Annotated in this window: 21 protein-coding genes; 12 read left to right on the top strand and 9 right to left on the bottom strand. The window is 44.2% G+C overall.

Features of this window, described 5'->3' with window-relative positions:
- Positions 1-132 precede the first annotated feature (132 nt).
- Entirely contained in the window at positions 133-606 is a 474-nt protein-coding gene (bamJ, locus tag AC6R05_RS01705; protein WP_032552689.1) for a BamJ family beta-barrel-assembly machinery protein, read from the bottom strand.
- 45 nt (positions 607-651) lie between these two features.
- Positions 652-1278 carry a thiol:disulfide interchange protein DsbA/DsbL gene (locus tag AC6R05_RS01700; RefSeq protein WP_150869693.1) on the bottom strand — a complete coding sequence of 209 codons (627 nt, stop codon included), beginning with the start codon at positions 1276-1278 and terminating at the stop codon, positions 652-654.
- 300 nt (positions 1279-1578) lie between these two features.
- Between AC6R05_RS01700 and AC6R05_RS01695 the strand changes: the two genes are divergently transcribed.
- Positions 1579-2223 (top strand): OmpA family protein, encoded by a 645-nt coding sequence (locus AC6R05_RS01695; protein ID WP_150869692.1) that lies wholly within the window; start codon positions 1579-1581, stop codon positions 2221-2223.
- A gap of 135 nt (positions 2224-2358) precedes the next feature.
- Here the strand turns inward: AC6R05_RS01695 and AC6R05_RS01690 are convergent, their stop codons facing one another.
- Positions 2359-2718, bottom strand: a complete 360-nt coding sequence (locus AC6R05_RS01690; protein WP_032552686.1) for a glutaredoxin family protein — start codon at positions 2716-2718, stop codon at positions 2359-2361.
- Positions 2719-2806: 88 nt separating this feature from the next.
- On the bottom strand, positions 2807-4408 hold the full coding sequence (norR, locus tag AC6R05_RS01685) for a nitric oxide reductase transcriptional regulator NorR (RefSeq protein ID WP_032552685.1): 1602 nt from the start codon (positions 4406-4408) through the stop codon (positions 2807-2809).
- A gap of 353 nt (positions 4409-4761) precedes the next feature.
- Here norR and hmpA point away from each other — a divergent pair, with 353 nt between their 5' ends.
- Positions 4762-5958: an NO-inducible flavohemoprotein gene (hmpA, locus tag AC6R05_RS01680; RefSeq protein ID WP_150896540.1), complete on the top strand. Its 1197-nt coding sequence runs from the start codon at positions 4762-4764 to the stop codon at positions 5956-5958.
- Positions 5959-6647: 689 nt separating this feature from the next.
- Positions 6648-7481: an EAL domain-containing protein gene (locus AC6R05_RS01675; RefSeq protein WP_152469626.1), complete on the top strand. Its 834-nt coding sequence runs from the start codon at positions 6648-6650 to the stop codon at positions 7479-7481.
- A gap of 165 nt (positions 7482-7646) precedes the next feature.
- Here the strand turns inward: AC6R05_RS01675 and AC6R05_RS01670 are convergent, their stop codons facing one another.
- Both AC6R05_RS01670 and clcA read right to left on the bottom strand, forming a co-directional pair.
- Entirely contained in the window at positions 7647-8621 is a 975-nt protein-coding gene (locus AC6R05_RS01670; RefSeq protein WP_500646377.1) for a TDT family transporter, read from the bottom strand.
- A gap of 207 nt (positions 8622-8828) precedes the next feature.
- Entirely contained in the window at positions 8829-10235 is a 1407-nt protein-coding gene (gene clcA / locus AC6R05_RS01665; protein ID WP_500646376.1) for a H(+)/Cl(-) exchange transporter ClcA, read from the bottom strand.
- A 570-nt stretch (positions 10236-10805) separates the two neighbouring features.
- Between clcA and AC6R05_RS01660 the strand changes: the two genes are divergently transcribed.
- The 3 genes from AC6R05_RS01660 (at position 10806) to AC6R05_RS01650 (ending at position 14061) form a co-directional block, all read left to right on the top strand.
- Complete coding sequence (locus tag AC6R05_RS01660; protein WP_032552680.1) at positions 10806-11789, top strand: CobW family GTP-binding protein; 984 nt, start codon at positions 10806-10808, stop codon at positions 11787-11789.
- Positions 11790-11948: 159 nt separating this feature from the next.
- Positions 11949-13235 (top strand): DEAD/DEAH box helicase, encoded by a 1287-nt coding sequence (locus AC6R05_RS01655; protein WP_032552679.1) that lies wholly within the window; start codon positions 11949-11951, stop codon positions 13233-13235.
- A gap of 205 nt (positions 13236-13440) precedes the next feature.
- Positions 13441-14061, top strand: a complete 621-nt coding sequence (locus AC6R05_RS01650; protein WP_150869687.1) for a LysE family translocator — start codon at positions 13441-13443, stop codon at positions 14059-14061.
- Positions 14062-14274: 213 nt separating this feature from the next.
- Here AC6R05_RS01650 and AC6R05_RS01645 read toward each other — a convergent pair whose 3' ends face one another.
- Entirely contained in the window at positions 14275-16299 is a 2025-nt protein-coding gene (locus AC6R05_RS01645; RefSeq protein ID WP_500646375.1) for a PhoX family protein, read from the bottom strand.
- A gap of 237 nt (positions 16300-16536) precedes the next feature.
- Here AC6R05_RS01645 and AC6R05_RS01640 point away from each other — a divergent pair, with 237 nt between their 5' ends.
- The 5 genes from AC6R05_RS01640 (at position 16537) to AC6R05_RS01620 (ending at position 20763) form a co-directional block, all read left to right on the top strand.
- Positions 16537-16875, top strand: coding sequence for a YggL 50S ribosome-binding family protein (locus AC6R05_RS01640; protein ID WP_032552676.1), 339 nt, complete (start codon positions 16537-16539; stop codon positions 16873-16875).
- 268 nt (positions 16876-17143) lie between these two features.
- On the top strand, positions 17144-17827 hold the full coding sequence (locus AC6R05_RS01635) for a spondin domain-containing protein (RefSeq protein WP_500646374.1): 684 nt from the start codon (positions 17144-17146) through the stop codon (positions 17825-17827).
- Positions 17828-17836: 9 nt separating this feature from the next.
- Entirely contained in the window at positions 17837-18520 is a 684-nt protein-coding gene (locus tag AC6R05_RS01630) for a spondin domain-containing protein (RefSeq protein ID WP_150869683.1), read from the top strand.
- Between the two features lie 79 nt (positions 18521-18599).
- A complete protein-coding gene (locus AC6R05_RS01625) occupies positions 18600-19331 on the top strand; it encodes a response regulator transcription factor (protein ID WP_500646373.1) in 732 nt (243 codons plus the stop codon).
- A 43-nt stretch (positions 19332-19374) separates the two neighbouring features.
- Positions 19375-20763, top strand: a complete 1389-nt coding sequence (locus tag AC6R05_RS01620; protein ID WP_500646372.1) for a sensor histidine kinase — start codon at positions 19375-19377, stop codon at positions 20761-20763.
- A gap of 31 nt (positions 20764-20794) precedes the next feature.
- Here AC6R05_RS01620 and AC6R05_RS01615 read toward each other — a convergent pair whose 3' ends face one another.
- Together AC6R05_RS01615 and AC6R05_RS01610 are read right to left on the bottom strand one after the other, a co-directional pair.
- Entirely contained in the window at positions 20795-21250 is a 456-nt protein-coding gene (locus tag AC6R05_RS01615; protein WP_032552671.1) for a hypothetical protein, read from the bottom strand.
- Between the two features lie 81 nt (positions 21251-21331).
- Positions 21332-22282 (bottom strand): DMT family transporter, encoded by a 951-nt coding sequence (locus AC6R05_RS01610; protein ID WP_500646371.1) that lies wholly within the window; start codon positions 22280-22282, stop codon positions 21332-21334.
- Between the two features lie 152 nt (positions 22283-22434).
- Here AC6R05_RS01610 and AC6R05_RS01605 point away from each other — a divergent pair, with 152 nt between their 5' ends.
- On the top strand, positions 22435-22893 hold the full coding sequence (locus AC6R05_RS01605; RefSeq protein ID WP_500646370.1) for an Lrp/AsnC family transcriptional regulator: 459 nt from the start codon (positions 22435-22437) through the stop codon (positions 22891-22893).
- Positions 22894-22923 lie beyond the last annotated feature (30 nt).

Genomic DNA, 22923 nt, shown 5'->3' with positions numbered 1-22923 from the left:
TTGGTTGTTTTTGGTTGACTCTATCTATGATTGGGTCAGAGGCTGACAAAAAATCGGGATGAGGGTTGGTTACTGATTGGCATAAAAAAGCCCTGCATTACTTGGCAGGGCTGTCACTGTTTCGTTAGTAGGTTACTTGATTGATAGTAGCTCTACGTCGAAGATCAGAGTTGCTGAAGGTGGGATTGGACCTGTACCGCCTTTGCCGTAGCCAAGCGTGCTAGGAATAAAAAGGCGAACTTTTTGGCCCTCAACCATGTAAGTTAGACCTTCCTGCCAGCCTTTGATTACTTGCTTAAGTGCAAATGTGATCGGCTCACCACGCTCTACTGAGCTATCGAAAACTGTACCGTCGATCAGAGTGCCGTGGTAATGAACCGTAACTTGGCTGTTCTTCGTTGGGTGTTCTGTACCCGTACCTTCTTCAAGTACTAGGTACTGCAGGCCGCTCTCTGTCGTTACAACGCCCGCTTTTTTACCATTTTCGATAAGGAATTGTTGGCCTTGTTCGAAGTTCTCAGAACCAGCTTTGTGGTTAGTCCAAGTACGGTAAATCATGAAACCAGCCATGATGAATACAATAATTGGAATGACAAATTTAGACATATTGAAACCTATTTATAAAAATAATTTGTTATTGAAAATCAACCATTAAGGCTGAGTCAAAAGGAAGTTGATGGTTTTGCCGATACCTTCCAAGTCTTGATGACCCGCAGTCAGTACTTGGTATTTACCGTTAACTATGAAGGTCGGTACTGAGTTGATCTGACCTTTTACAGAGATCTCTTCGGCTTTTTGCACGTACTCAAACAGTGCAACTTGCTGCTCTTTTTCTAGTTGGTATGGGCTTACTAAACCGCGAGAAGTAAACGCCGTTTCCAGAGCTTGCTGGCGAGCTTCTGGTGTTGCGTCGCCACCCATCTGTACAGCGGCAAATAGGTCTTCCATGAAGGCATGGTCTGGCGTGTCATTCAACTGCATTACGGCAGTGTAAAAGATCATTGCGCTGATTTGAGCGCTTTCATTAAAGGTAACGTGTACCTTACCAATCTTCTGGTTAGTCAGTGATTCGATCTCAGGAATCGCGCTCTCCATAGTGCGGCAGTGGCCACAGTTAAGCGAAAAGATTTCTGTCACTGGAGATAGATCGTATTCGGTTAGCGCAACAGGAAGCGCTTCGTATTGAACGCCGGCTTGCGGCTCATTGCTTTCACTACAACCAGCTAGGGTTACTGCGGCGATAAGAGCAACAAATAATTGGGTAAATGGCTTGAACATATAATTTACTCTAGCGTTAAAAAGTCGGTGAATTCTAACGATTTAGTGGGAATAGGAAAACAATTATAAAGTAATTAAATGCAAACAGGTCGATGTGTTGAGCAGTGAGCAGCCAATTCACTGTTAACTGTGATCTATAACACTTTTTGCTTGGAGCACTCCCGCATGACGGTAGAAGTTATTACTCCCATAGTTTGCTCAAGCCTTATTCAAAAGTATCGTACGTTTGGGCTAAAGTTATAGCAAAGCGGCCGATATAGTGTTTGGTAGAAGTAATACGTTTACGTGGTGGATGAATTAATGAAGTATTTAGCACTGATTTGCAGTTTGGCGTTGGTAGGGTGTGAAGCAACCGACTCGATGGCAATGCTGGGCGGTAATATGTTGGAGACCGCACCACAAACTGACTACGATGTGATGTACCCTGAGTGGGGCGTTGTACAAGAGACACGTGTTGTGACCAATTACCGTCAAGCACAAAACTCTTCACAGAAAACCATCACCACCAATTACGGCGTAGGCATTTCTACCGATGACCCGCTTGAAGTCTTCCTCAGACAAAATCGCATTGATTACGAAGTGCTACCTGGTAATCACGTAATGGTGAAATTGAACCATCACGTGAACTTTAAAACCGGTTCGGCAATTCCGGCTCCTGTGAATGATCACTGGTTAGATACGTTAGGTAGCTATCTTTCACAGCGTTCGGACATCGATATCGTCATTGAAGGGCATACCGATAACACGGGTAACGACCAAATTAACGATCCTCTCTCAGAGCAGCGAGCGAAAGAGGTGAAAGCGAGATTGGAGCGCAATTACGTATCGAGTCAATCTATCTATACGCGTGGCTTCGGTGAATATGTTCCAGCATGTACCAACACGTCTTCTCAGGGCAAAGCGTGTAATCGACGAGTGGAGTTGATGCTGATCGTTGCTAAATAGTCCAACTACCACCACCTACACACAGATATAAAAAATCCCTCAACGACGAGGGATTTTTTGATTCTGGCTTTCAAGAGTAGTTGTTACTTGAAGAACACATGTTACTTGGAGAACAACTGCTACTCGGAGAAAGAGTTAAGCGAAGTTCTTTTCTAGGTATGCAACGATGTCTGAAGATTCGTACATCCATTCCGTTTTTCCGTCTTTCTCAATGCGAAGGCATGGTACTTTCACTCGACCACCACCAGCTTCAAGTTCAGCGCGGTGTTGATCGTTATTTTTCGCATCACGCAGCTCAATTTTTACAGATTGACGCTTCATTGCTCGACGCACTTTTACACAGAACGGACAAGCTTCGAATTGATACAGAGCGTAGCTCTTTGCTTGTTCATCAACTTTAGATTGATCTTCAGCTGAGCGTTTAACGCCACGCGGCGTAAATACAAAGTTAAGTAGCAAAATGATGCGGCCTAGGAACCAACGGATAAACTTCATAATTATCTCTATATTTTCACAATTAGGATTACAATTCGCAGCATTATATACACAAGTCTAGAAAGATGCTCGTAACAATTGTGAAACTCTATTTCGTTCGTTCAATACTGTGCGACTTGGCGACATTAAGACCTAATCGCTTAGCAAGGCGAGTTAAGTTAGCCCTGTCGGTTTTTAGTGTTCTACCGGCTTGAGCCCAGTTGAAGTTCGCTTGTTCGAGAACATCAGTAATGATGGTTCTTTGGAAATCTTCTGTTGCACCGCGCAAACCTTCCGATAGGTCAATTTCAGGCGCTGCCATTGAGCCTTGACCTTGTGTATTGGAAGCGGGTGAATTGAGCGCGAGCTCTTGATCCAGCGGCCCACAATCTTCTTTAGTGATGGTCACTAAACGTTTGTTGGTGCTTCTTGCTAACGCTTTGAGTGCCGAACGGCTGATTACGTGTTCAAGCTCACGTACGTTACCTGGCCAGTTATAACGATTCAGGAATACCAACACATCAGAGCGGAATTTGATCTGATTAATACCCAGCTTGCGTCGAGCTTGCTCTAAGAAGAATCCCGCTAGCAGGCTAGTGTCATCCCCGCGTTCACGAAGCGCTGGCACAGCGATAGGGTAAACACTCAGTCGGTGGTATAAGTCTGCTCTAAAGTTGCCATCTTCGACTTCTTGTTTTAAATCACGGTTAGTTGCAGCAAGTACACGAACATCAATGGTTTGAATGTTGTCTTGGCCGACAGGCTGAATCTCATTATTTTGTAGCGCACGCAACAGTTTACTTTGCGCGGCTAGGGGCAGCTCGCCAATCTCATCTAAGAACAGTGTGCCGCCATCTGCCAAAGCAAACTTACCAGAGCGATTTTTGTCAGCACCAGTAAATGCGCCACGTACATGGCCGAACAGTTCACTTTCAACTAAATTTTCAGGTATAGCCGCGCAGTTTACATAGACCAACGGCTTGCGTTTACGTGCAGATTGATGATGTAACGTTCGAGCAACCAGTTCTTTACCAACACCGGTTTCACCATGGATGAGGATATTAAACTCGGAAGGAGCAACGACTGCGATGTCGTTTTTCAGAGCCATCATGGTGTCGCTTTTACCAATGAGCTCTCCACCTTCGCGTTCCCAAGCTTCTTCATTAAGCTCTTCTAATAGCTGTTTTGACTGTTTAGCTTGGCTTTCTAGTTGAGAGAAGGTAAGAGCCATCTGCATGGTTGAAGCGGCGATGGCTGCCAATACCTCTAAGTTGCGCGCTGGAATGTTAGCGAAAACATCTGGCGTAAGACTATCTAAGGTAAGAACGCCAAGCAGTTTGTCGCCAAAAAGAAGTGGTAGCCCCATACAAGCGTGCATTGGAAGATCGCCATCATGATCGATCAGCAGACCGTCGAACGGGTCAGGCAGCGTGCTATCAGAGTCGAAGCGAACAGGAGTTTTAGAAGCACAAATTGCATCAAAACGTGGGTGCTCTGAAATGATGAAGCGGCGTCCGAAAGTGTCTCGACTGAGACCTTGCATAGCAATAGGTACCAGCGTATCGCCTTGGAGACTCAATAACGCCACACAGTCACAGGTAATCGTCTTACGAATCGCATCAATAAGGCGATTGAAGCGGTCTTGGTCGTTAACACCACTGGCAAGGCCGATGGTCATTTCCATAAGGGTTGATGCGGAGATATCTTGCATGATTCACTCTAACTGCGTGGGTTTATGTACATGATAGAGTCTTAATGACTCAAATAAAAGGTCTTTTTGACATTTTTATAAAGTGTATTTTTGCTCGAAAGCTAGTGATGACGGGAGTTGGGAAAGTTGGCACTGAATGTGCAAAAGAGACATCGAAGGCTAATTATACCAATGATTTATTGATGCATTTTTGATCTCAATCAATCGATGTTTATTAATTGGTTTTTGTGATTTTTTGAAATAAAAACAAGTCAAAATAACTTAGATCTCAGAAAGTCGAACAGTCATTCTTATTTTTTAAAGGTAGTCAAAGTGACACACATGTCACAAGGCTCAGTGTTCGGAGTAAATTCATGCTTAACAATGTACATATCGATATCATCAAGTCTACGATCCCACTACTTGAGAGTGCTGGCCCAGCGTTAACAACACACTTTTATCAACGTATGTTTTCTCACAATCCAGAGTTGAAAGACATTTTCAATATGACTCATCAACAAACTGGACGCCAAGGTGTTGCGCTGTTTGAGGCTATTGCTGCTTATGCAAAGAACATTGAAAATTTAGCGGCGCTGCAAGGTGCTGTTGAACGCATCGCTCAAAAACACACCAGCTTTAATATCCAACCAGAACATTACCAAATTGTTGGCCACCATCTCATTGAAACATTACGTGAGTTAGCCACTGAAGCGTTTACACCAGAAGTTGAAGAGGCGTGGACGGCTGCGTATCTTTTCCTTGCTCAAATTTTTATTGATCGTGAAGGTGAGCTTTACCTACAGCGTAAACTGGCCGTGGGTGGTTGGGAAGCCGCGAGAACCTTTGTTGTAGAGCAAAAGATTGTAGAATCTGATCTGGTTAAGAGCTTTGTATTCAAGCCTAAAGACAATGGTCCAGTATTAGATTACGTACCGGGTCAATACATCGGTATTGAAGTGAAACCTGAAGGTGCGTCGAATAATGAAATTCGTCAGTACTCGCTTTCAGATACACCAAACGGTGAAACTTACCGTATTTCGGTTAAACGTGAAGGTGAGGGCGGTCAGTTCTCAGGTCTCGTTTCAAATCACCTACATAACTCTGTAGAGGTGGGCGATGAAGTGAAGCTTTACGCACCAGCGGGCGACTTCTTCTATCAAGAGCGTCAAAAGCCAGTAACATTGATCTCTGCAGGTGTGGGTGTTACTCCAATGCAATCTATGCTGGAGTACTTAAGCAAACAGCAGAAAAACGAGCCAGTTCTGTACCTTCACGCATGTGAAAAAGTAGAGCAGCATTCATTTACCCAACGTGTGTCTGATATTGTTGCTGATAAAGGTTGGTCAGCAAAAACGTGGTACATGAACAAGCCTTCAACGGACTGCGAAAACGTGTTGGAAGGCCAGATGAACTTATCTCAAGTGAGCGAAGCTGCAGGCTTCGAAGACAGCGATTTTTACATCTGTGGCCCAGTTGGCTTTATGAAGAATATCGTTGAACAGCTGGATGCGCTGAACATCGATCGCTCTCGAGTACACTACGAAGTGTTTGGACCTCACTCTCAGTTTTAGATTGAATCCTAACTTATCGTTACGAGGCCTCACGTTTGTGGGGCCTTTTTTGATCGTGAAGTGGCGGATTAGGCAGTCGCTACTGGAGATCTATTGTGAACTCAGCCATTAGAACGATAACAGTACATTAAGCGAACTTCATAAAGCGGACTTGTTTGAGTTTCAGGTGAGCTCTATTCCATATAATGATATCGATCAGAAGAGCAAAGAAATTATATTTAGGACTAAAATATCCTTATACATCATGCTGTTAATTTGAGGGTGCGGTCTAAGTAAAGCCTCAAAAGATCAACTCTTCTATTGGTGTGCTTTACAATACTCTATATGTAAGCGCATGTAATTGCCGAGATATTGCGCAATTCATAGAGTTTTAACTCTAATTTTGCGTAAGTTGTGTCCTTTTCTATTTTTTATTTCTTCAAATAAAGTTTTAGTAAATACAGGTTTGCCTAAATAGCCAATCAATTCGGTAAATCAATTGATCTGGGTAAGTTTATGTAAGAGATGTATCCTTTGTGACGCTAATTCAATCCTCTCTATGTGTCACTAGTTGCACCTTTTTGGCTGCCGTATACTGTTTTTGCCACATAAAATGAATATTGGACACATATTCATTCAAAACAACTCAATAAGTGGTTCGAATTAAAATTAGTAAATTTGCTTGCAAATAAGTAAAAATGAGACAGAAAATGATCACTTATAACCAAGATGAACAGGTTCTTGAAATACAGATACTGGGATACAAAATACAGAGCGTTTACCAAGAAATCAAAACCGAAGAGGGGGTAATTCACGGCTACGAAGCTCTTTGTCGAGCAACGAAAAATGGTGAGGGTGTCAGTCCTAAAAAGCTATTTAATTTTCTAGAGAAGCTGGATGATGACCTCGAGTTTAAAGTTAAATTTGCAATCAATGTAATGCACATTCGAGGCTTCATTGAGTCGGAGATATACAACGAAGAAACCAAACTGTTTTTAAACTTTAGCCCATGTTTCTTTAGAGCTTTGTCTAAGCAAGACAGTTTAATCAATGATTGCGTTAAGCATATTCTGACAACAGGTATCAAACTAGAGCAGATCGTAGTTGAGATAGTTGAGGATTATTGCCCAATCGATGAGATTACTAACTTTTACGATGGTATTAATAAAATCCGCTCTCAGGGCGTGTCACTTGCAGTTGATGACTTTGGTACGGGGTGGTCCGGTTTCTCAAGGGTTGCAGCGATCAGTCCGGACTATATCAAAGTAAGCAGAGAACTGTTGGTGGCGAGCCAGGTTGGGTTAACGGAAGAATTAGAAGAGCTGAAAGTGATTTGCGGATTAAAAAACACGATGCTGATTTATGAGGGCATTGAGTGTATTGAGCAGCTGGAATTGGCAAAGGCATACGGCTCCAATTTGTATCAAGGGTACTACTTATCTTTTCCACGTAAGCACCCATTTCAGCGCACGGTTAATCACAAAGCAAAAATCGAAAAAACGATAAAAACCAACGCATTTACTAGCATCCACCTGAAATGCTAACTACCGATTAAAATCAATTAGCATTTGAACAACAAACACAACACATACACCTAGGCACATGGATGTGCCACTCTCTTCTCTCTTAGCGCTTCTAGTCTTTTCTTATTAGTTACTTAAAAAAGATGGTCGTAAGTTCGAGACGTGATTATCCCGCAATACAATGGCTTATTTCGCTTTTTTCATGAGTTGCCTGGGATTGAACAATTCTGGCCAGTACATTTTTACGTAACCTCCTGCAACCCAAATGACTAAAATGGTTGCAATGGTGAGTTCGAAGAAACCAAATTTATGTAACCAGTACCACTGTGGATACTCGGCCCCGAAAAAGGTCGTTAATCGATGCATAGCGATCGCACTGATCACTGATGGAAAGGTTACCGCCGCGATGGAAGGCTGAAACTTCAATCTCATCAAGCGGATGTAACACAGGTAGATTAGCAGCGTCATGGTAATGGCGATACCCGCTAAAGCGCCTGTAAGAATTGGATCTGGGTGGTCGAAATTAACTAAGTAAGCCGCTAGTGACAAGTTCACCGGCGCTGCCATGATTGCCAGTGTAGGTCTTGCTCTACGAGGCAAGTTCCCCTCAAACACCAAACGATACAGCACTACTGGAAGTAAGAAGAAGTAGATACCGATACAGGTCGCTGCGAGTGTTTCTGAAAATACCGTGTGCCCAAATTGTGTACCCGCTAACGAGCTACTGATCAAACCTACTGGATACAAGAACCAGCTTGGAACGATGTTTGACATTTTAAAGTTGATGATCTGAAAACTAAAGAACAACACCATCATAGTAAAGTGAAGCAATAGGGCACAGAACCAGATAGGGTAGGCGATGATCGGTAATATCTCGGCTAGGTAGTCACACAAGATCAACAGCGCCATGCTCATAGGGGCCATCAAGCTTCCACTTAACGGGTGGCGAATGTCGTTGATGAAGGTATTAAAACTTGTGAGATAACGAAGTAAAACAGGGACTAACAGTAGTGCGCCAACTGAAGCGAGGTAGGGACGAACGATTTCACCAATCCCCGGAATATATAGAGCCCATGCTTGTCCTAGCCCAATAACGCCAAGTGCTAACGACGCCTGAGACGGCGGCACATTTTTTACTTGGGTTAATCTTCTCCAGTTCAACGACTTGTTCCACCTTAAGTTACATATTAAATATTAGACTTATTGCTCTAGTTAGAGCGTATAGTTGTGCTCTCAATAGATGTTAAGAGGGCTCAACTAATTTTGAGTGGATGATATCAAGATTAACGTTTGCTTTTTTGATTTTGATGCGAAATCGGGACACTAAGCACGTTGAATGTGTGCTTTTGTTTCATGAGTCTTTTGTTACTAACGTACTTCCTCTTGTTGCGGAAGATCTTGTTGTCTTAATTTCTCATTTTTTAATGTGCGGTTCAGTAGTTGGCTGTAAATTGGCTGGCCGCCCAACACCTGAGCAATGATTACGGCGCCTAGGCAAGTGATGATCAACGGTAATATCAGATAGTAGTTATTGGTCATTTCGATAACCAATAAAATCCCTGTTATCGGGGCGCGTACAGTTGCTGCAAATAGTGCCCCCATACCTGCAATCGCAAACATGCCCGGATCGATATTGAGTTCAGGAAAGAGGGCCGAAGCGATAAGTCCAAATGCGTAACCAAAGAGTGTGCCAAGTGCAAGCATCGGGGCAAAGATACCGCCCGGTGCACCAGAGCCGAAACAGAGTAGGGTGGTAAGCACACGTCCCAAGAAGATAAGTAACAGCACGTTGGTACTGTAATCACCATGGGTGACATTAGGGATAATACCAATACCACCGCCAGTTAGCTCTGGAATATAGAGAAGCAATAAGCCAAAACAACCGCCAAGCAGAGTACCCGTCATTAAGTAGCGTTTGCGGTCGTTTTTGTGTATTGCGACAAACATGTCTTGTGAAAGGGTGATCAGCTTATTGAAAATTACGCCAAAAATCCCGAACAGCACGCCTAGTAACAGGAATAGCCATAATGCACTTAGCTCAGGTGGTTGATATTGGGGCATGGTGATAACAGCCGACTGCCCGTTGATAGAGCGAAACACGATGTTGGCTGAAACCGCAGAAATGATCACGGCCTTGATAGAAATGAGTGAGTAACGAAACTGCGGTCGCATCTCTTCAACAACGAACATGATCCCAGCTAAGGGTGCATTGAATGCAGCGGCTAAACCACCTGCGGCACCAGAAGCAAGCAAAGAGTGGCGGCTGTCGTCATCTTTTACACGAAAGATATCAGTGACCATACGACCGATGCTGCCACCCATTTGTACTGTAGGACCTTCACGACCTAACACCATGCCTGAACCAAGAGCGCCCATACCACCAAAGAACTTGACTGGAAGCACTCGCCACCAACGCACAGGACGCATGCCGTCCATTGCTCCTTCAATTTCAGGAATACCGGATCCTGCGGCTTCTGGGGCAAAACGGTGGACAAGAAAATAGCCAATGAAAGCAAAGGCTGCACTAATAAGAAATGCGGCTAGCCAAAGCGGTAGATAGCTTCCAATTTCATCTTTTAGCCAATCAGTACGAGTTTCTGTGATGAAATGAACCGCAACTTCAAAATAGGTACCAACTAAACCCGCAAGAATACCGACAATACAAGAGAGAACTAAAACAGATGCCGGGGTTTTGTCTCTGGAGAGAAATTGGTTGATAGCATCCCTTGGCATTTTCGCTAAAAAGGATTGCTTTATTTTCTCTCTGTTAGTCATTGAAACTGGGTTCCTGAGTTGGTGCGGTGGGATTGTCGTAAATTATACGCCTCCGTTACTTATCCTATAGCAACAAAGATGCAAAGTTGAATTCCATTTATGAAAGTAGCGTGCGACATAAATAAGAACTATAGCCAATACTGTGGAATCGTCGTCACAAATTTGGTCGAATCTATAGTGGCGACTTGAATTACTGCAAAAATGAACCATAGTTAAATTGTAAAGCAACATAACGAACCGCAAGGAGATGTGAGGTTTTACACACAATTTGGATGGATTCAAAAAAAGAAATTTTCTAGTTCCTCGTTAAATGTTCAGGTCGATGACAAGACTTCCTGATTCGCGAACTCACGATTGAGTAACGAGGGTAAGGCGCGCTACCGAAGTGCGCCTTTAGTCTGTTTGGGCTAGCATAAATTTTGAACTCCAACCCACGTCATTGCATCCAGATTTGAAACTCTTGTAATACGCTTCCCTAAATCTACTTTTATTCCTTTCTAGTCGTCATAAATCCGATGCGGACAAACCTTTGATATTCGGTATATACTCCTAAAAAAAGGAGAATGGACTATGACGAACAGAGTTCCTACCAATATTATTACTGGCTTTCTCGGGGTGGGTAAAACGACCGCGATTTTAAACTTGCTGAAGAACAAACCAGAGAACGAAAACTGGGCGGTATTGGTTAACGAATTTGGCGAAATCGGTATCGATGGCGCACTGATGACTGATCAGGGTGCGTTGATCAAAGAGGTCCCTGGTGGATGTATGTGTTGTACGGCAGGTGTTCCTATGTCTGTTGGAATTAATGCATTACTTCGTCAAAAGCCAGATCGCCTCCTAATTGAGCCAACTGGCCTGGGTCACCCTAAACAAGTTATTGCCACATTAACTTCTGAACAATACACACCTTATGTTGACCTAAAGGCGACATTAGGTTTGGTTGACCCGCGTTATCTTTCAGATGAAAAGTACACATCGAATCAAAACTTTAACGACCAGTTAGACAGTGCAGATGTGATTATTGGCACTAAAGTGGACCTTGTTCACTCTGAAGATATCGATACCTTTAATGACTGGGTAACGAATCAATCTCCGGCCAAGGTATTCCATAAACTGATCCATGATGGCGAAGTGCCGCTTGAAGTGTTAGACATCGAACGTGTTCGAGGTGGTGCATCGTTTGGAATTGAAGCACATCATCATGAACATGCTGAACAAGAGCCTCAGTTTGAGCTTCCACCGGGTGAAGATTTCATTCGCAAAGAGAACAAAGGGCAGGGCTACTTTAGCTGCGGTTGGTTGTTTGGTGCTGAGCACAAATTTGATTTCGACCAGCTGTTTTCTATGCTCTCGGCACTGCAAGCTGAAAGGGTAAAAGCGGTAGTCAATACAGATCAAGGCTGTTTCGCATTTAATGTGGCTAACCAAGTGGTATCGGTTAATGAAATCAGCTTAGATGGCTTTGAATCTCGCCTTGAAGTGATTGATTCGCAACTCATGCCGTGGGCAGACCTTGAACAGGTATTGCTCAAACTTTGTGGCCTGAAGTAGTAAAAGATGGCACTTGTTGGGCTCCAAGCTCAATAAGTGTCAATTAGAGTGATAAAATTTGCGTTATATCACGATAAATGTGAGATAAATCACTCTAATTACTTTATAGTGCTCGGCTGAAATAAAAATGTAGGCTGTCTGCTTAAGGAACTCGTAACAATGTCATTTTCCTCTCAAGGTTTTGCTCCTGAACTCGTAAAAGCGCTGACTGAGTGTGGTTATGAAAAACTCACACCTATTCAACAAAAAGCGATCCCAATGGCGCGTAAAGGCCATGATATTTTTGCTACGGCACAAACGGGTACGGGCAAAACAGCTGCGTTTTCATTACCTGTCATTCAGCATTTGTTGAACAGCGGCAACAAAGCATCACGCGGTACAGCTCGCGCTTTGATCCTTGCGCCAACACGTGAACTGGTTGCTCAAATCGCACAGAACATCAAAGATTACGTTAAGTACACAGAGCTGAGCGTAGCGGCGGTTTATGGCGGTAACAAGATGTCATCACAGGTTCGCCAGTTAGATCTGGGTGTGGATATTCTTGTTGCAACTCCGGGTCGTCTTGAAGAGCACCTAGAAGAGGGTAATGTCTCTATCTCTAACCTTGAGTTCCTAGTTTTTGATGAAGCAGACCGTATTCTAGATATGGGTTTCATCAATGCGGTTCGCAAGATCATGATGGATGTTGAAACATCACCTCAAATTATGATGTTCTCAGCGACAACATCAACTCAGTTAAACCAGCTATCTGTGGATATTCTGCGTAAGCCAAAGCGCATTAGCGTAGAGCGTGAAAACTCAACAGCTGCGACGGTTGGTCACGTGGTTTACCCTGTAGACCAAGAGCGTAAAACTGAATTGCTTTCTGAGCTGATTGGCCGTAAAAACTGGCGCCAAGTACTTGTGTTTGTGAACTACAAAGAGACAGCAAACGAAGTCGTTAAAGAGCTTAAGCTTGACGGTATTAAAGCTGTGTTGTGTCACGGTGATAAAGCACAGAGTGCTCGTCGTCGTGCGCTGGATGATTTCAAAGAAGGTAAAGCTCGTGTAATGGTAGCAACAGACGTTGCAGCTCGTGGTCTAGATATCGAAGACTTACCACACGTAATCAACTACGACATGCCATTCCTAGCAGAAGACTACGTTCACCGAATTGGTCGTACTGGCCGTGCAGGTAAACAAGGTCACGCTGTTTCTTTTGTTAACCGTGAAGAAGAGCTGACGGTTGTACAAGTAGAGAAACTGATTCAACAACGCATTCGTCGCGTAGAGCAACCTGGTTACGAGCCTAAAAAGCGCGATGCTTACATTGAGAAGCTAAACACCAAATCGGCTTATAAGAACCGCCAAGGTCGCAAGAACAATGCGAACGAAGAAAAGCCAGACCAAGCGAATGCTGAGCGTCGTCTAGCAATGATGAAGCGCATCAAGAACCGTCGCAAGTAAGCTACGGTTAATGATAGAAAGAGCCACAGTGATGTGGCTCTTTTACGTTTCAACAGTGGCCTTGTTTATAAATGAGCTCGGCATATATTTAATGACCACTCAGCATCTGCCGCCCCGATGTCTTCAATAGCCACCACTTTCAACGTGCTGTTTCTAAATCGGAAATAGTTAGTTTTACGTAGTAACAAAGCAATAAGGTAACAATATGGATAGTGCGCTACTTTTGGCTTTCATCCCCACATTTTTCTTTGTCTCAATTACTCCTGGGATGTGTATGACCTTAGCGCTTACGCTCGGTATGAGTATTGGTTATCGTCGTACTCTATGGATGATGGCTGGCGAACTGGTTGGCGTGGGTGTTGTTTCGGTAGCAGCGGTACTGGGTATTGCTTCGATTATGCTTAACTATCCATGGTTATTTACTGGCTTTAAGTTCGTTGGTGCAGCGTATCTGTTTTACCTTGGCGTTCAAATGTGGCGCTCGAAAGGTAAACTGGCGATCAGCACTGATAATCAAAACCAAGCAACAGGTAACGATTGGGACCTGGTGGTTCAGGGCTTCGTTACGGCCATCGCGAATCCCAAAGGTTGGGCGTTCATGATTTCTCTGTTGCCACCGTTTATCAATAGCTCTAAGGCGTTAGTGCCTCAGCTGTCTATCTTAGTTTCTATTATCTTGGTTTCGGAATTTGTTTGCATGACGTTATATGCAACGGGCGGAAAAAGCCTAAAACACCTACTGGGACAAGCAGATAATGTTCGCTTGATGAACCGTATTGCTGGCACTTTGATGATGGGTGTTGGTGTATGGTTGTTTGTGAGTTAATTTTGATTGACAAGAACGGGTAGAGCTCCCCGACTCAGTCGTTCCTCCTTCTCTAGGATGACGAGCAATAGCAATGTGAAAGCTCGGACTCTTACTTGAACCTTAGATTGAATAGAATATAAAAAGAGCGATAGGGTATTTGGCCTTATCGCTCTTTTTGGTTTTCGCTAGCTAGACAACCGTAGGTAACTGAGCTTCGCTAGTATTGTGTATCTAAACCGCGATTTCACCACCGTCTTCACGACGGATAACCACAGTTGCAGCTCTTGGGCGAACCTTGCCTTTTGTCTCAGCGGTTGCATCGTCAGACATTGGCCAGTTTGCCGGGTGCTGAATGTTTACAAACAGTGACTTGTAATCAGGGCTAATGGTAAAGCCTGTTACTTCACAGCCATTTGGACCAACAAAGAAACGCTTCAATTGGCTTTGGTTTTCCGCACTGATAACGGCATGGTCACCATTGTCATCTGTTAGCTGAGACGGAACAACAGCCAACATTTGATCATTAGTGTATTGGGTTACTTCATCAGCACCGTTATCCGTTTGGATCCAAAGAATGCCACGGCCATCAAAGGCTAAGCCATCTGGGCTCGCGAATTGGTTGATGTCGTTGAGGCCAGAGCGGTTGATCTTTGGATCCGAAACCGCTGGTGAACCGAACACAAAGATATCCCATTGGAACGCATCAGCTGTTTTGCCTTCATCCCAACGGATCACATGGCCAAATTTGTTGTTAATGCGTGGGTTTGCTGAGTTCGCTTCTTTACGCTTAGTGTTGTTGGTTAGCGTTAGGTAAGCCGTGCCAGTCATTGGGTCAACTGCACACCATTCAGGGCGATCCATCGGAGTTGCACCAACAAGGTCAGCGGCGCCAGCAGTATTTACAATCAGCTCAGCTTGAGAGTTGAATGTGTCAGACAGTTTGCCACCTTTTGCAGCCATGCTGTCTAGTGTTAGTGGAAGCCAAGAGCCAGTGCCATCTTCATTGAATCGAGCCACATAGAGTGTGCCTTTGTCCATGTATTTGTCGCCAGCAACGAGGCGGTTTTCTGGCTTCGCATCTTTTGGATCCCACTTCGCGTCAGAAACGAACTTGTAAAGATATTCGAAGCGAGAATCATGACCAGAGTAGAATACAACTGGTTGACCTTCGGTCACTTTGCCAAACGTACAGCCTTCGTGACGGAAACAACCTAGTGCAGTACGCTTCTTCGCACGTGAATTAGCAGTATATGGGTCGATTTCAACGATGTAGCCGTGCCCATGTGCCTCATTACGGTAGTCATCTTTTGCTGACTTGCCATTAGGAGTTACATCAAAGCGTGCGAACTCATCTAGTCGCTCTTCAGCACTGCCAGCTAGTGTATCCCAGCCGTAACGTGTTTTATCTGTTGCAATACCGATACGCTCTTGCGCTGTGGTCGATTGACCTTTGTTAACAAAGTAGCCTGGCCAGTTTTCCTCACATGTTAGATATGTGCCCCAAGGGGTGTAGCCATTACCACAGTTATTTAGTGTTCCACGAGCTTGGCTGCCGTCGGGAGAGTATTTAGTTTTCACTAACTCTGTGTGGGCAACAGGGCCTGAAAGATCCATTGTTGTCGCACCTGTGTAGCGGCGGTTTAGTGGATCGTTGTCTACCATAGCCCATTGATTGCCATCTAGCTTAACGCGAACGACACTCACACCATGTGCGTTGATCTCTTTACGCACTTCATCAATGCTGGTGCGAGCGCCATCTTGGTATGTTGGGCCATTAGGGTGCAGTGCTTTCTGGTCGATGTATTCGTGGTTGATAACCAGTAGGCCATCGTTGTTGTTGCCGTCTAGCGGGAAGAAGTGCATGCCATCGTGGTGCATGCCGAGTGCGTTTGCTTGGTCGTCGCCAGTGTTTTTACCATCTTCACGCCATGCATTACCTTGCGCGTTTAATGGTGTTCCCCATGGTACAAGCACCTGTGCTACGTAACCTTTAGGTACAACGACACTGTCGGTTAGAGACCCTTTTACAGATTCAAAAGCAAGCTGTGCGCTGCTCTTTGCTGATGATGCGTGAGATGCCGCTGCAGCCGGTGCACTATGACCTGCTAAGCCGAAAGCACCAAATGCCGTCATTGCACTGATACCTAAACCGCCTTTGAGAATGCTGCGACGAGATAGGCTCGCTTCTAGCACTTCTTCAAAGGGTTTGTTATCACTATTATTAAAGCGACGGCTATCGAATGTTTCCTTGCTCATGAACTTACTTCCTATTGCGGTTGAGATGGTTATTAGAGTAATAGTTTCAATACGAGGCTAATCCTGATGGAAGTAAGTGACATATTTTTATAAATTATATTAAGGTTTTGTTGCTGCAGCATGATTCTTACGCTTTTGGGCTCAATGCCTTATAAATCTCTTTGGAATTGATAGGCAACTGTGTATAAATGCTTATATCCCCATGAGAAATGGGCGACACAATCAAGAGAGAATGCTATGAAATTAGATAAAATCGAAAACAAGAACCGTCGTCTACGTAAAAAGCTATACCTAGGTGAATTCGCCATTTTGGGTTTTGAAGTGAGCTGCACAACATCGATTACTGATTTTGACCAGTACGATGTATTCATCGATGAGTTCATTGATTTTATCGATGGTATCGGTTTGTGCTTTGGTGGCGGTGGCCTTGAGCTGTTTGAAGGTTTTGTGTGCGCAACGGAGCGCTACCGTTCAGTAACAGAAGCAGAACAGTTGCAAGTAGCACAATGGCTTGAAGCTCGTGCAGAGGTAAGCAAAGTTGAAGTGAGCGAACTAGTAGACGCGAACTACCTATAACCTCATACTGCTTTAAACATCCAGTAGAATGTCTAAGCAAATCAGATCAATCAAGGCCCAGTGTTCACCCACTGGGCTTTTTTCTACGCGTTTGTTCAGACACTGTATCCTGAGTGAGAGAAAACCAAGAAACTTGTGAGACTTTTATGAGAATTGAATGAAGTCGCTGATAGATCTCATTGCCATCCTATTTATCAACACCTTGGTCGACGACCATTTTTGATAAAGGCATAACTCGCTCAATGAGTGAAACTAGGATGGAATCATTATGAACAAGCAAAAAGTTTTCGGACTCACATTTTCTGCGCTGGCATTGTCTATGTCGGTTTCAACACTTAACGCGGCTGAGTTGGATATCTCTATTACCAATGCGACGAAAGGTATCTACTTCACACCGATTCTAGTCGCTGCTCATGACTCAAGTTTATTCATGTTTAGAACTGGTGAAACGGCCAGTAATGAATTGGAAGCTATGGCTGAAGGTGGCGATATTTCAGGCCTGTCGAGTGTTATCACCAACGCTGGTGGTGTCGTATCGGAAAACCCAGCTAGCGGTATCCTAAACCCTGGAGTAACAACGTCACTGACTATTGATACTGGTGACCTGAAATATCTATCTTTAAGTGCAATGCTCCTTCCAACCAACGATGGCTTTGTTGGTTTAGATAGTTGGAAAATTCCAGAGCAAGCCGGTACCTACAAAGTTTCACTCAATGGCTATGATGCTGGTACAGAAGCGAATGATGAACTTGCCGGAAGCATGCCAAACCCTCCATTCATTACATTCGGTAGTGGCGGTACGGGTGTAGAGACATCGGTGTCAAACAATAAAGTCCATATTCATCCGGGTAACATTGGTGATGACAATGCGACTGGTGGGATAAGTGATCTCGATAACAGCAGCCATCGTTGGTTAAACCCGGTTGCGACGATCACAATTGAAGTGAAATAGGGGGCAGTTATGAAATTACGTATTTTAGCCATTGCTGCTTCTGTGGGGGTGCTCGCAGGTTGTCCAAGCGATGACAATGATCACTATTATCGCTACAACGTGACAGTAACAAATTTGACGCCAAGTCAACCAATGTCGCCGCTAGCTGTATTAAGCCACAATGGTAACTTTGAGCTGTTTGCTATTGGGTCAAGCGCGTCAACTGAACTCGAATATTTAGCGGAAGGCGGAAGTAACTCTCAGCTAATTGATCTGATGAACAGTGATAGCAATGTTTATCAGGGTGTGTCAGGTAATGGCTTGATTCTACCGGGAGAGGGTGACACCGTCACATTGACCCTTAACTATAAACAAGCTAAGTATCTCTCATTAGCCTCTATGCTAGTGAATACCAATGACGCGTTTATCGGTGAATCAGGTATCAATATCAAAACCCTGTCTGTCGGTGAGACCTTTACCATGAATATGGATGTGTGGGATTCAGGTACTGAGGCAAACAGCGAAACCGCAGCGACAATTCCTGGACCAGCAGGTGGCGGTGAAGGGTTTAATGCTGCTCGCGATGATACAGATGCAGTTTCATTTCACTCTGGTGTGATAAGCCAAGATGATGGTTTAACAGCATCGACGTTGAGCGCATCGCATCGTTTCTTAAACCCCGGCGCTCGTCTGTCTATTACTCGAATAGAGTAGATATTAGCCAATTGAATGAAATAATTCTTTCCATGTTCCGGTCGAATAGAAATGGACGCTACTGGAACATGGTTGAATTATGGAATCGACAGCAAACAAAATGACAGCGCAGATACTACTGGTTGAAGATGATAACGATCTCGCCGAATTAGTGACCATGCACTTGCGCTTTCAGGGTCAAGAAGTGTGCAGAGTCGCCAGTATTGGAGAGGCGACGTCTGCCTATCAAGAAAACGATTTTGATCTAGTCGTACTTGATCGCGGTCTACCAGATGGAGATGGCGTAGAGTTTTGTCGCTCTGTGAGAAAAGAGAAAGATTGGACGCCAATGCTGATGTTGACCGCTCGTGATAGTGAGATGGACAAAGTCTCAGGTTTAGAAGCCGGCTTAGATGACTATATTACCAAGCCGTTTAGTGTTTTAGAGTTTCAAGCTCGAGTACGCAATGTGCTCCGAAGAATCAGTCATGGAGACCTTCCAGCTCAACCAACCTCTCAACAAAAACATACGATGTCTTTTGGCCCACTGGTTATTGATACTGAGCTTCATCAAGTCGTGTTAGACGGAAGAGAGGTCTCTTTGACGGCTATGGAGTTTTCCTTGCTGTCATTTTTAGCTACCAAGCCTGGGCGCGTGTATAGCAAAGATCAGCTTCTAGACCATGTTTGGAACACTCACCATGCCGGATACCATCACACTGTGTGTAGCACCGTAAATCGTCTACGCAGTAAGTTGGTTACTCAAGACGGAGAACAAAACTATATCCAGACGGTGTGGGGTGTTGGATATAAGTTTCATGCTAAGCACTGATTCGTTTAAGCAAAAATTGGATAGGGCAGATGGAGGTTGAGTTATGAGCTTCAAGTCTCGATTGATGGCATTCACTAGTATTTGGTTTTTGCTGGCGAGTGTGGCAATTGGTTTTACATATCATTGGCAAAAACAGACGATCGAGCAGAGAACCAAGCAGAGCTTACACAAGGACTTGGCGCGCCATATGCGTGATGACAATCCTCTTATGGTCGGGACTGATTATAACCCTGTCGCGCTTAAGAGCATTTTCCATACCTTAATGTTGATTGGCCCTGACTTTGAGATCTATTTTCTCGATGCTCAAGGTAAGATCACCACTCATGCGGCTCCTGAAGGCACAGAGATGATGGAGTACGTTGATTTAGAACCCATCCAACGTTTTCTCGCCAACGAAGCATATCCAATCTTAGGGGAAGACCCTCGTACGCCGACAGACCCTAAAGTGTTCTCTGTTGCAGCTATTCAAGAGTTAGGCTCAACAGTGGGCTATCTATATGTGTTGATTGGTAGTAATCGCCACGCTGTGATTGCTGATGCCCAAGTTGATTCCTCGTACATTGCACTCGCAGCTTTGGTATTGATATCGATTTTAGGTTTTGCGGTCGGCGCTTATATGCTGGTGAAACGAAGCTTGCTCAACCCTATTGAGGAAGTGACAGATAAATTGCAGCAGCAAGCTGAGCATGACTTTAGGTTAGAGCCTGATTTCACCAAGCAGGTGCCTGAATTAGTGCCTGTGGCGAGGTCTTACGAATTGATGGCCAAACATATACAGCAGCAGTTTCTGCACCTTGAATATCAATCCTCACAACGTCGCCAAACATTGATCCAATTAAGTCATGATCTAAAAACACCACTGTCTAGCGTGTTAGGTTACTTAGAAACGTGGCAGCTACAGAATCCACAATCTGATCCACTGATTGATGTTGCGTATCGAAATAGCAACAAATTATTCGAGCAACTTAACTCGCTGCTAGACACGGCGAAACAAGAGAAAGAGCTGCCGACCTATGAATACCGAACGATTGATTTCAATCGTTTACTGACGCTGTGTGAGGAAACATTTAAGAATCAGCTCGATGCCAAACATATTAAGCTCAATGTGAGAATCGATAGTGCTGTATCGATCGTCGGGGAACAGAAATTGATCGAGCGATTGATGTTTAATTTGATGGAGAATGCAATTCGTCACGCTCCACACGATGGTGAGTTAAGCATTGTTGTCGAGCAAGGTACGCAAGATAAGCGAACAAGAGTAACCATTCAAAATGAGGTCGACAGCCTCGCTGCTAAAGGCTCGCTCGGTATAGGGACTCGCATCGTACAATCGATTTTGATGCTTCATCACAGTGTTCTAGAAACAACAAAGGCAGATAATACCTTTAAACAAAGTTTTTATCTGCCTTCTGCAAATGTCCTTGGGTCTTAGAGAGGGGAGCCAGGCTCACTCCAACAAGGTGTTATTGTTCGCCGTTCTGCTCGTTCACTTTTGCGTAGAAGTGAAGAAGTTCGGTGAGCTCTTTTACCCAACCGAATGCATCTTTCGGTGCATTCTTCAAAATAGATTCTACTTTTTCACAGTGAACCTCAATCGCGATCGCTTCTTCCAAATTGAATGAGATCGAATAGAAGTGCCAAAGCAGAAGACGAGTCATACGATCAATATTCTGCTGAGCGTTCTCTGATTCAGAAAATGCCAAATTGACTTCACCTAACGCGATCGCCGTCATTCGCAGCATCGCGTCAAATTTAGCTGACTGCATGCGCTCTTCGCTGGTCACCTCTTCTTGCTCGAAGGTAAACAGTTCATTCATCGCATCTTCTGGAACCAGACGATGGATCATTCTTAGACTGAACTCTTCAAGCTCATGACGTGGCATGGTGATCAGGCAGTTAAGTGTGTAATCGCGTTGCATGACATTCTCTCTTTAGAAAAAGGTGCGCCAGTGTAAATGAGAAACAGCATGATAAAAAGTGAATTATCACTGTATCTTCTTTTATGCGTGACGCTTTGGTGGCTCGTAATCGAGTGACGCATCCTTTTTAAGAAAGATGTTACTTGCGAGTAGGCTGCCACTGCAGATGAATGCTAGCGAGACCCAACTACTTACACTTGGTACTTCGTGGAAGATTGGTATAGCCAATAGAGTCGCGATAACAGGCGTTGAACTGCCAAAAGCTGCAGAGCGTTCAGCGCCAAGTGTCTGTACCGCATATAAGTAAGTAGCTGCCGCAATAATCCCAGCTCCCACCCCCTGAATCGCACTGTGCGTAAGTAATTCGTTGACTGGCCATTGGGGCATCGATTGTTCATATAGGTAGCTGGGAAGCACTCCTGCGACGATTAAAGCTATTAATAGGATACTCGACATCAAACTGACCAAGCCCGCAACGACAAGGGCATTCAGATTCGCAACTCGCGCTGAAATTGTAAATATCGCCCACATCAAACTGGCAAACAGAAATAGCAATTGGCCAAATGTCTCAGAGCCAATTAATGAGTCACTGGTGTGCTCTTCATGCATAGATAAGCCAGTAAACAAAAAGATAACAATACCGATGATTACAAGTGCGAAGCCGATAACGCGATGATGGCTGAGTGGTTGCTTGAAAAAGAACACTGCGATCATGGTAACGAACAGTGGCAACGTCCCCGGTACGAGCGCACTGCCTTGAGCAACAGGCACATACTGCATCGCTGAACTCGTAACCAGTAAGTAGGGCAGTCCGCAACCGATGAACATACCTATCAAGTAGATTTTAGGTACTGATGCAATCGCGTGACGAGCTTTGTATACCAGAGGAAAAAGAACGAGTGACGGGATGAGAAATCGAGTCAACGCGATATCTGAGGGAGCTAATACCGAGTTGGCTCCTCCCTTTAAAGATAAAAAGAAACTAGCCCAAATCATTAAAGTGACGGCAATTGAGGTGTACCCGAGCAACATTGTATTTTCCTATCCTTGGTTGATAGACATATTATGAAGCACGTGGAAAGGTGAAAATTGGCAATATTTACTTTGAATTAATGATTACTTAACTGATATCGTTACTTATTAGTAATTATTTGATGATTTAAACCAATATGGGAGTCTGTACGATGGATCGTATCGATAAACACTTGTTAGAACTATTGCAGAGAGATGGTCGCTTAACAATTGCAGAGCTAGCGGATCTCGTGGGGTTGTCTCCGTCTCCTTGTGCCAGAAGAATCAAGCGCCTAGAGCAGAATGGCATTATTGATAGCTATCGAGTGAGCCTGTCCCGCAGTCATGTTGGCATTGCAATGAGTGTGTTTGTGGAGGTGAGCCTGAGTAATCACCAAGAGAAATCTATCAATGAATTTGAACATGCCATTGTTGAGATGGAAGAGGTGATCAGTTGCCATGTTGTATCTGGAGCGTATGACTATTTATTGGAAGTGGTTAGTGAAAACCTAAACGCGTACGAGTCGTTCACTAGGAAACTACAGCGTTTAGAAAACGTAAAAGATATCCATACGCACTTAGCAATCAGGCAGGTTAAAGGCAATACACCGTTACCTATTTATGAGGGGTAAGTTTGAAGCCAGTTAGCGAAAGGTGTGAGC

The organism is Vibrio sp. R11-SG3-ISO9, assembly GCF_059834255.1.
The sequence above is the reverse complement of the archived record's forward strand: the minus strand, read 5'-3'. Positions and strand labels throughout refer to the sequence as shown.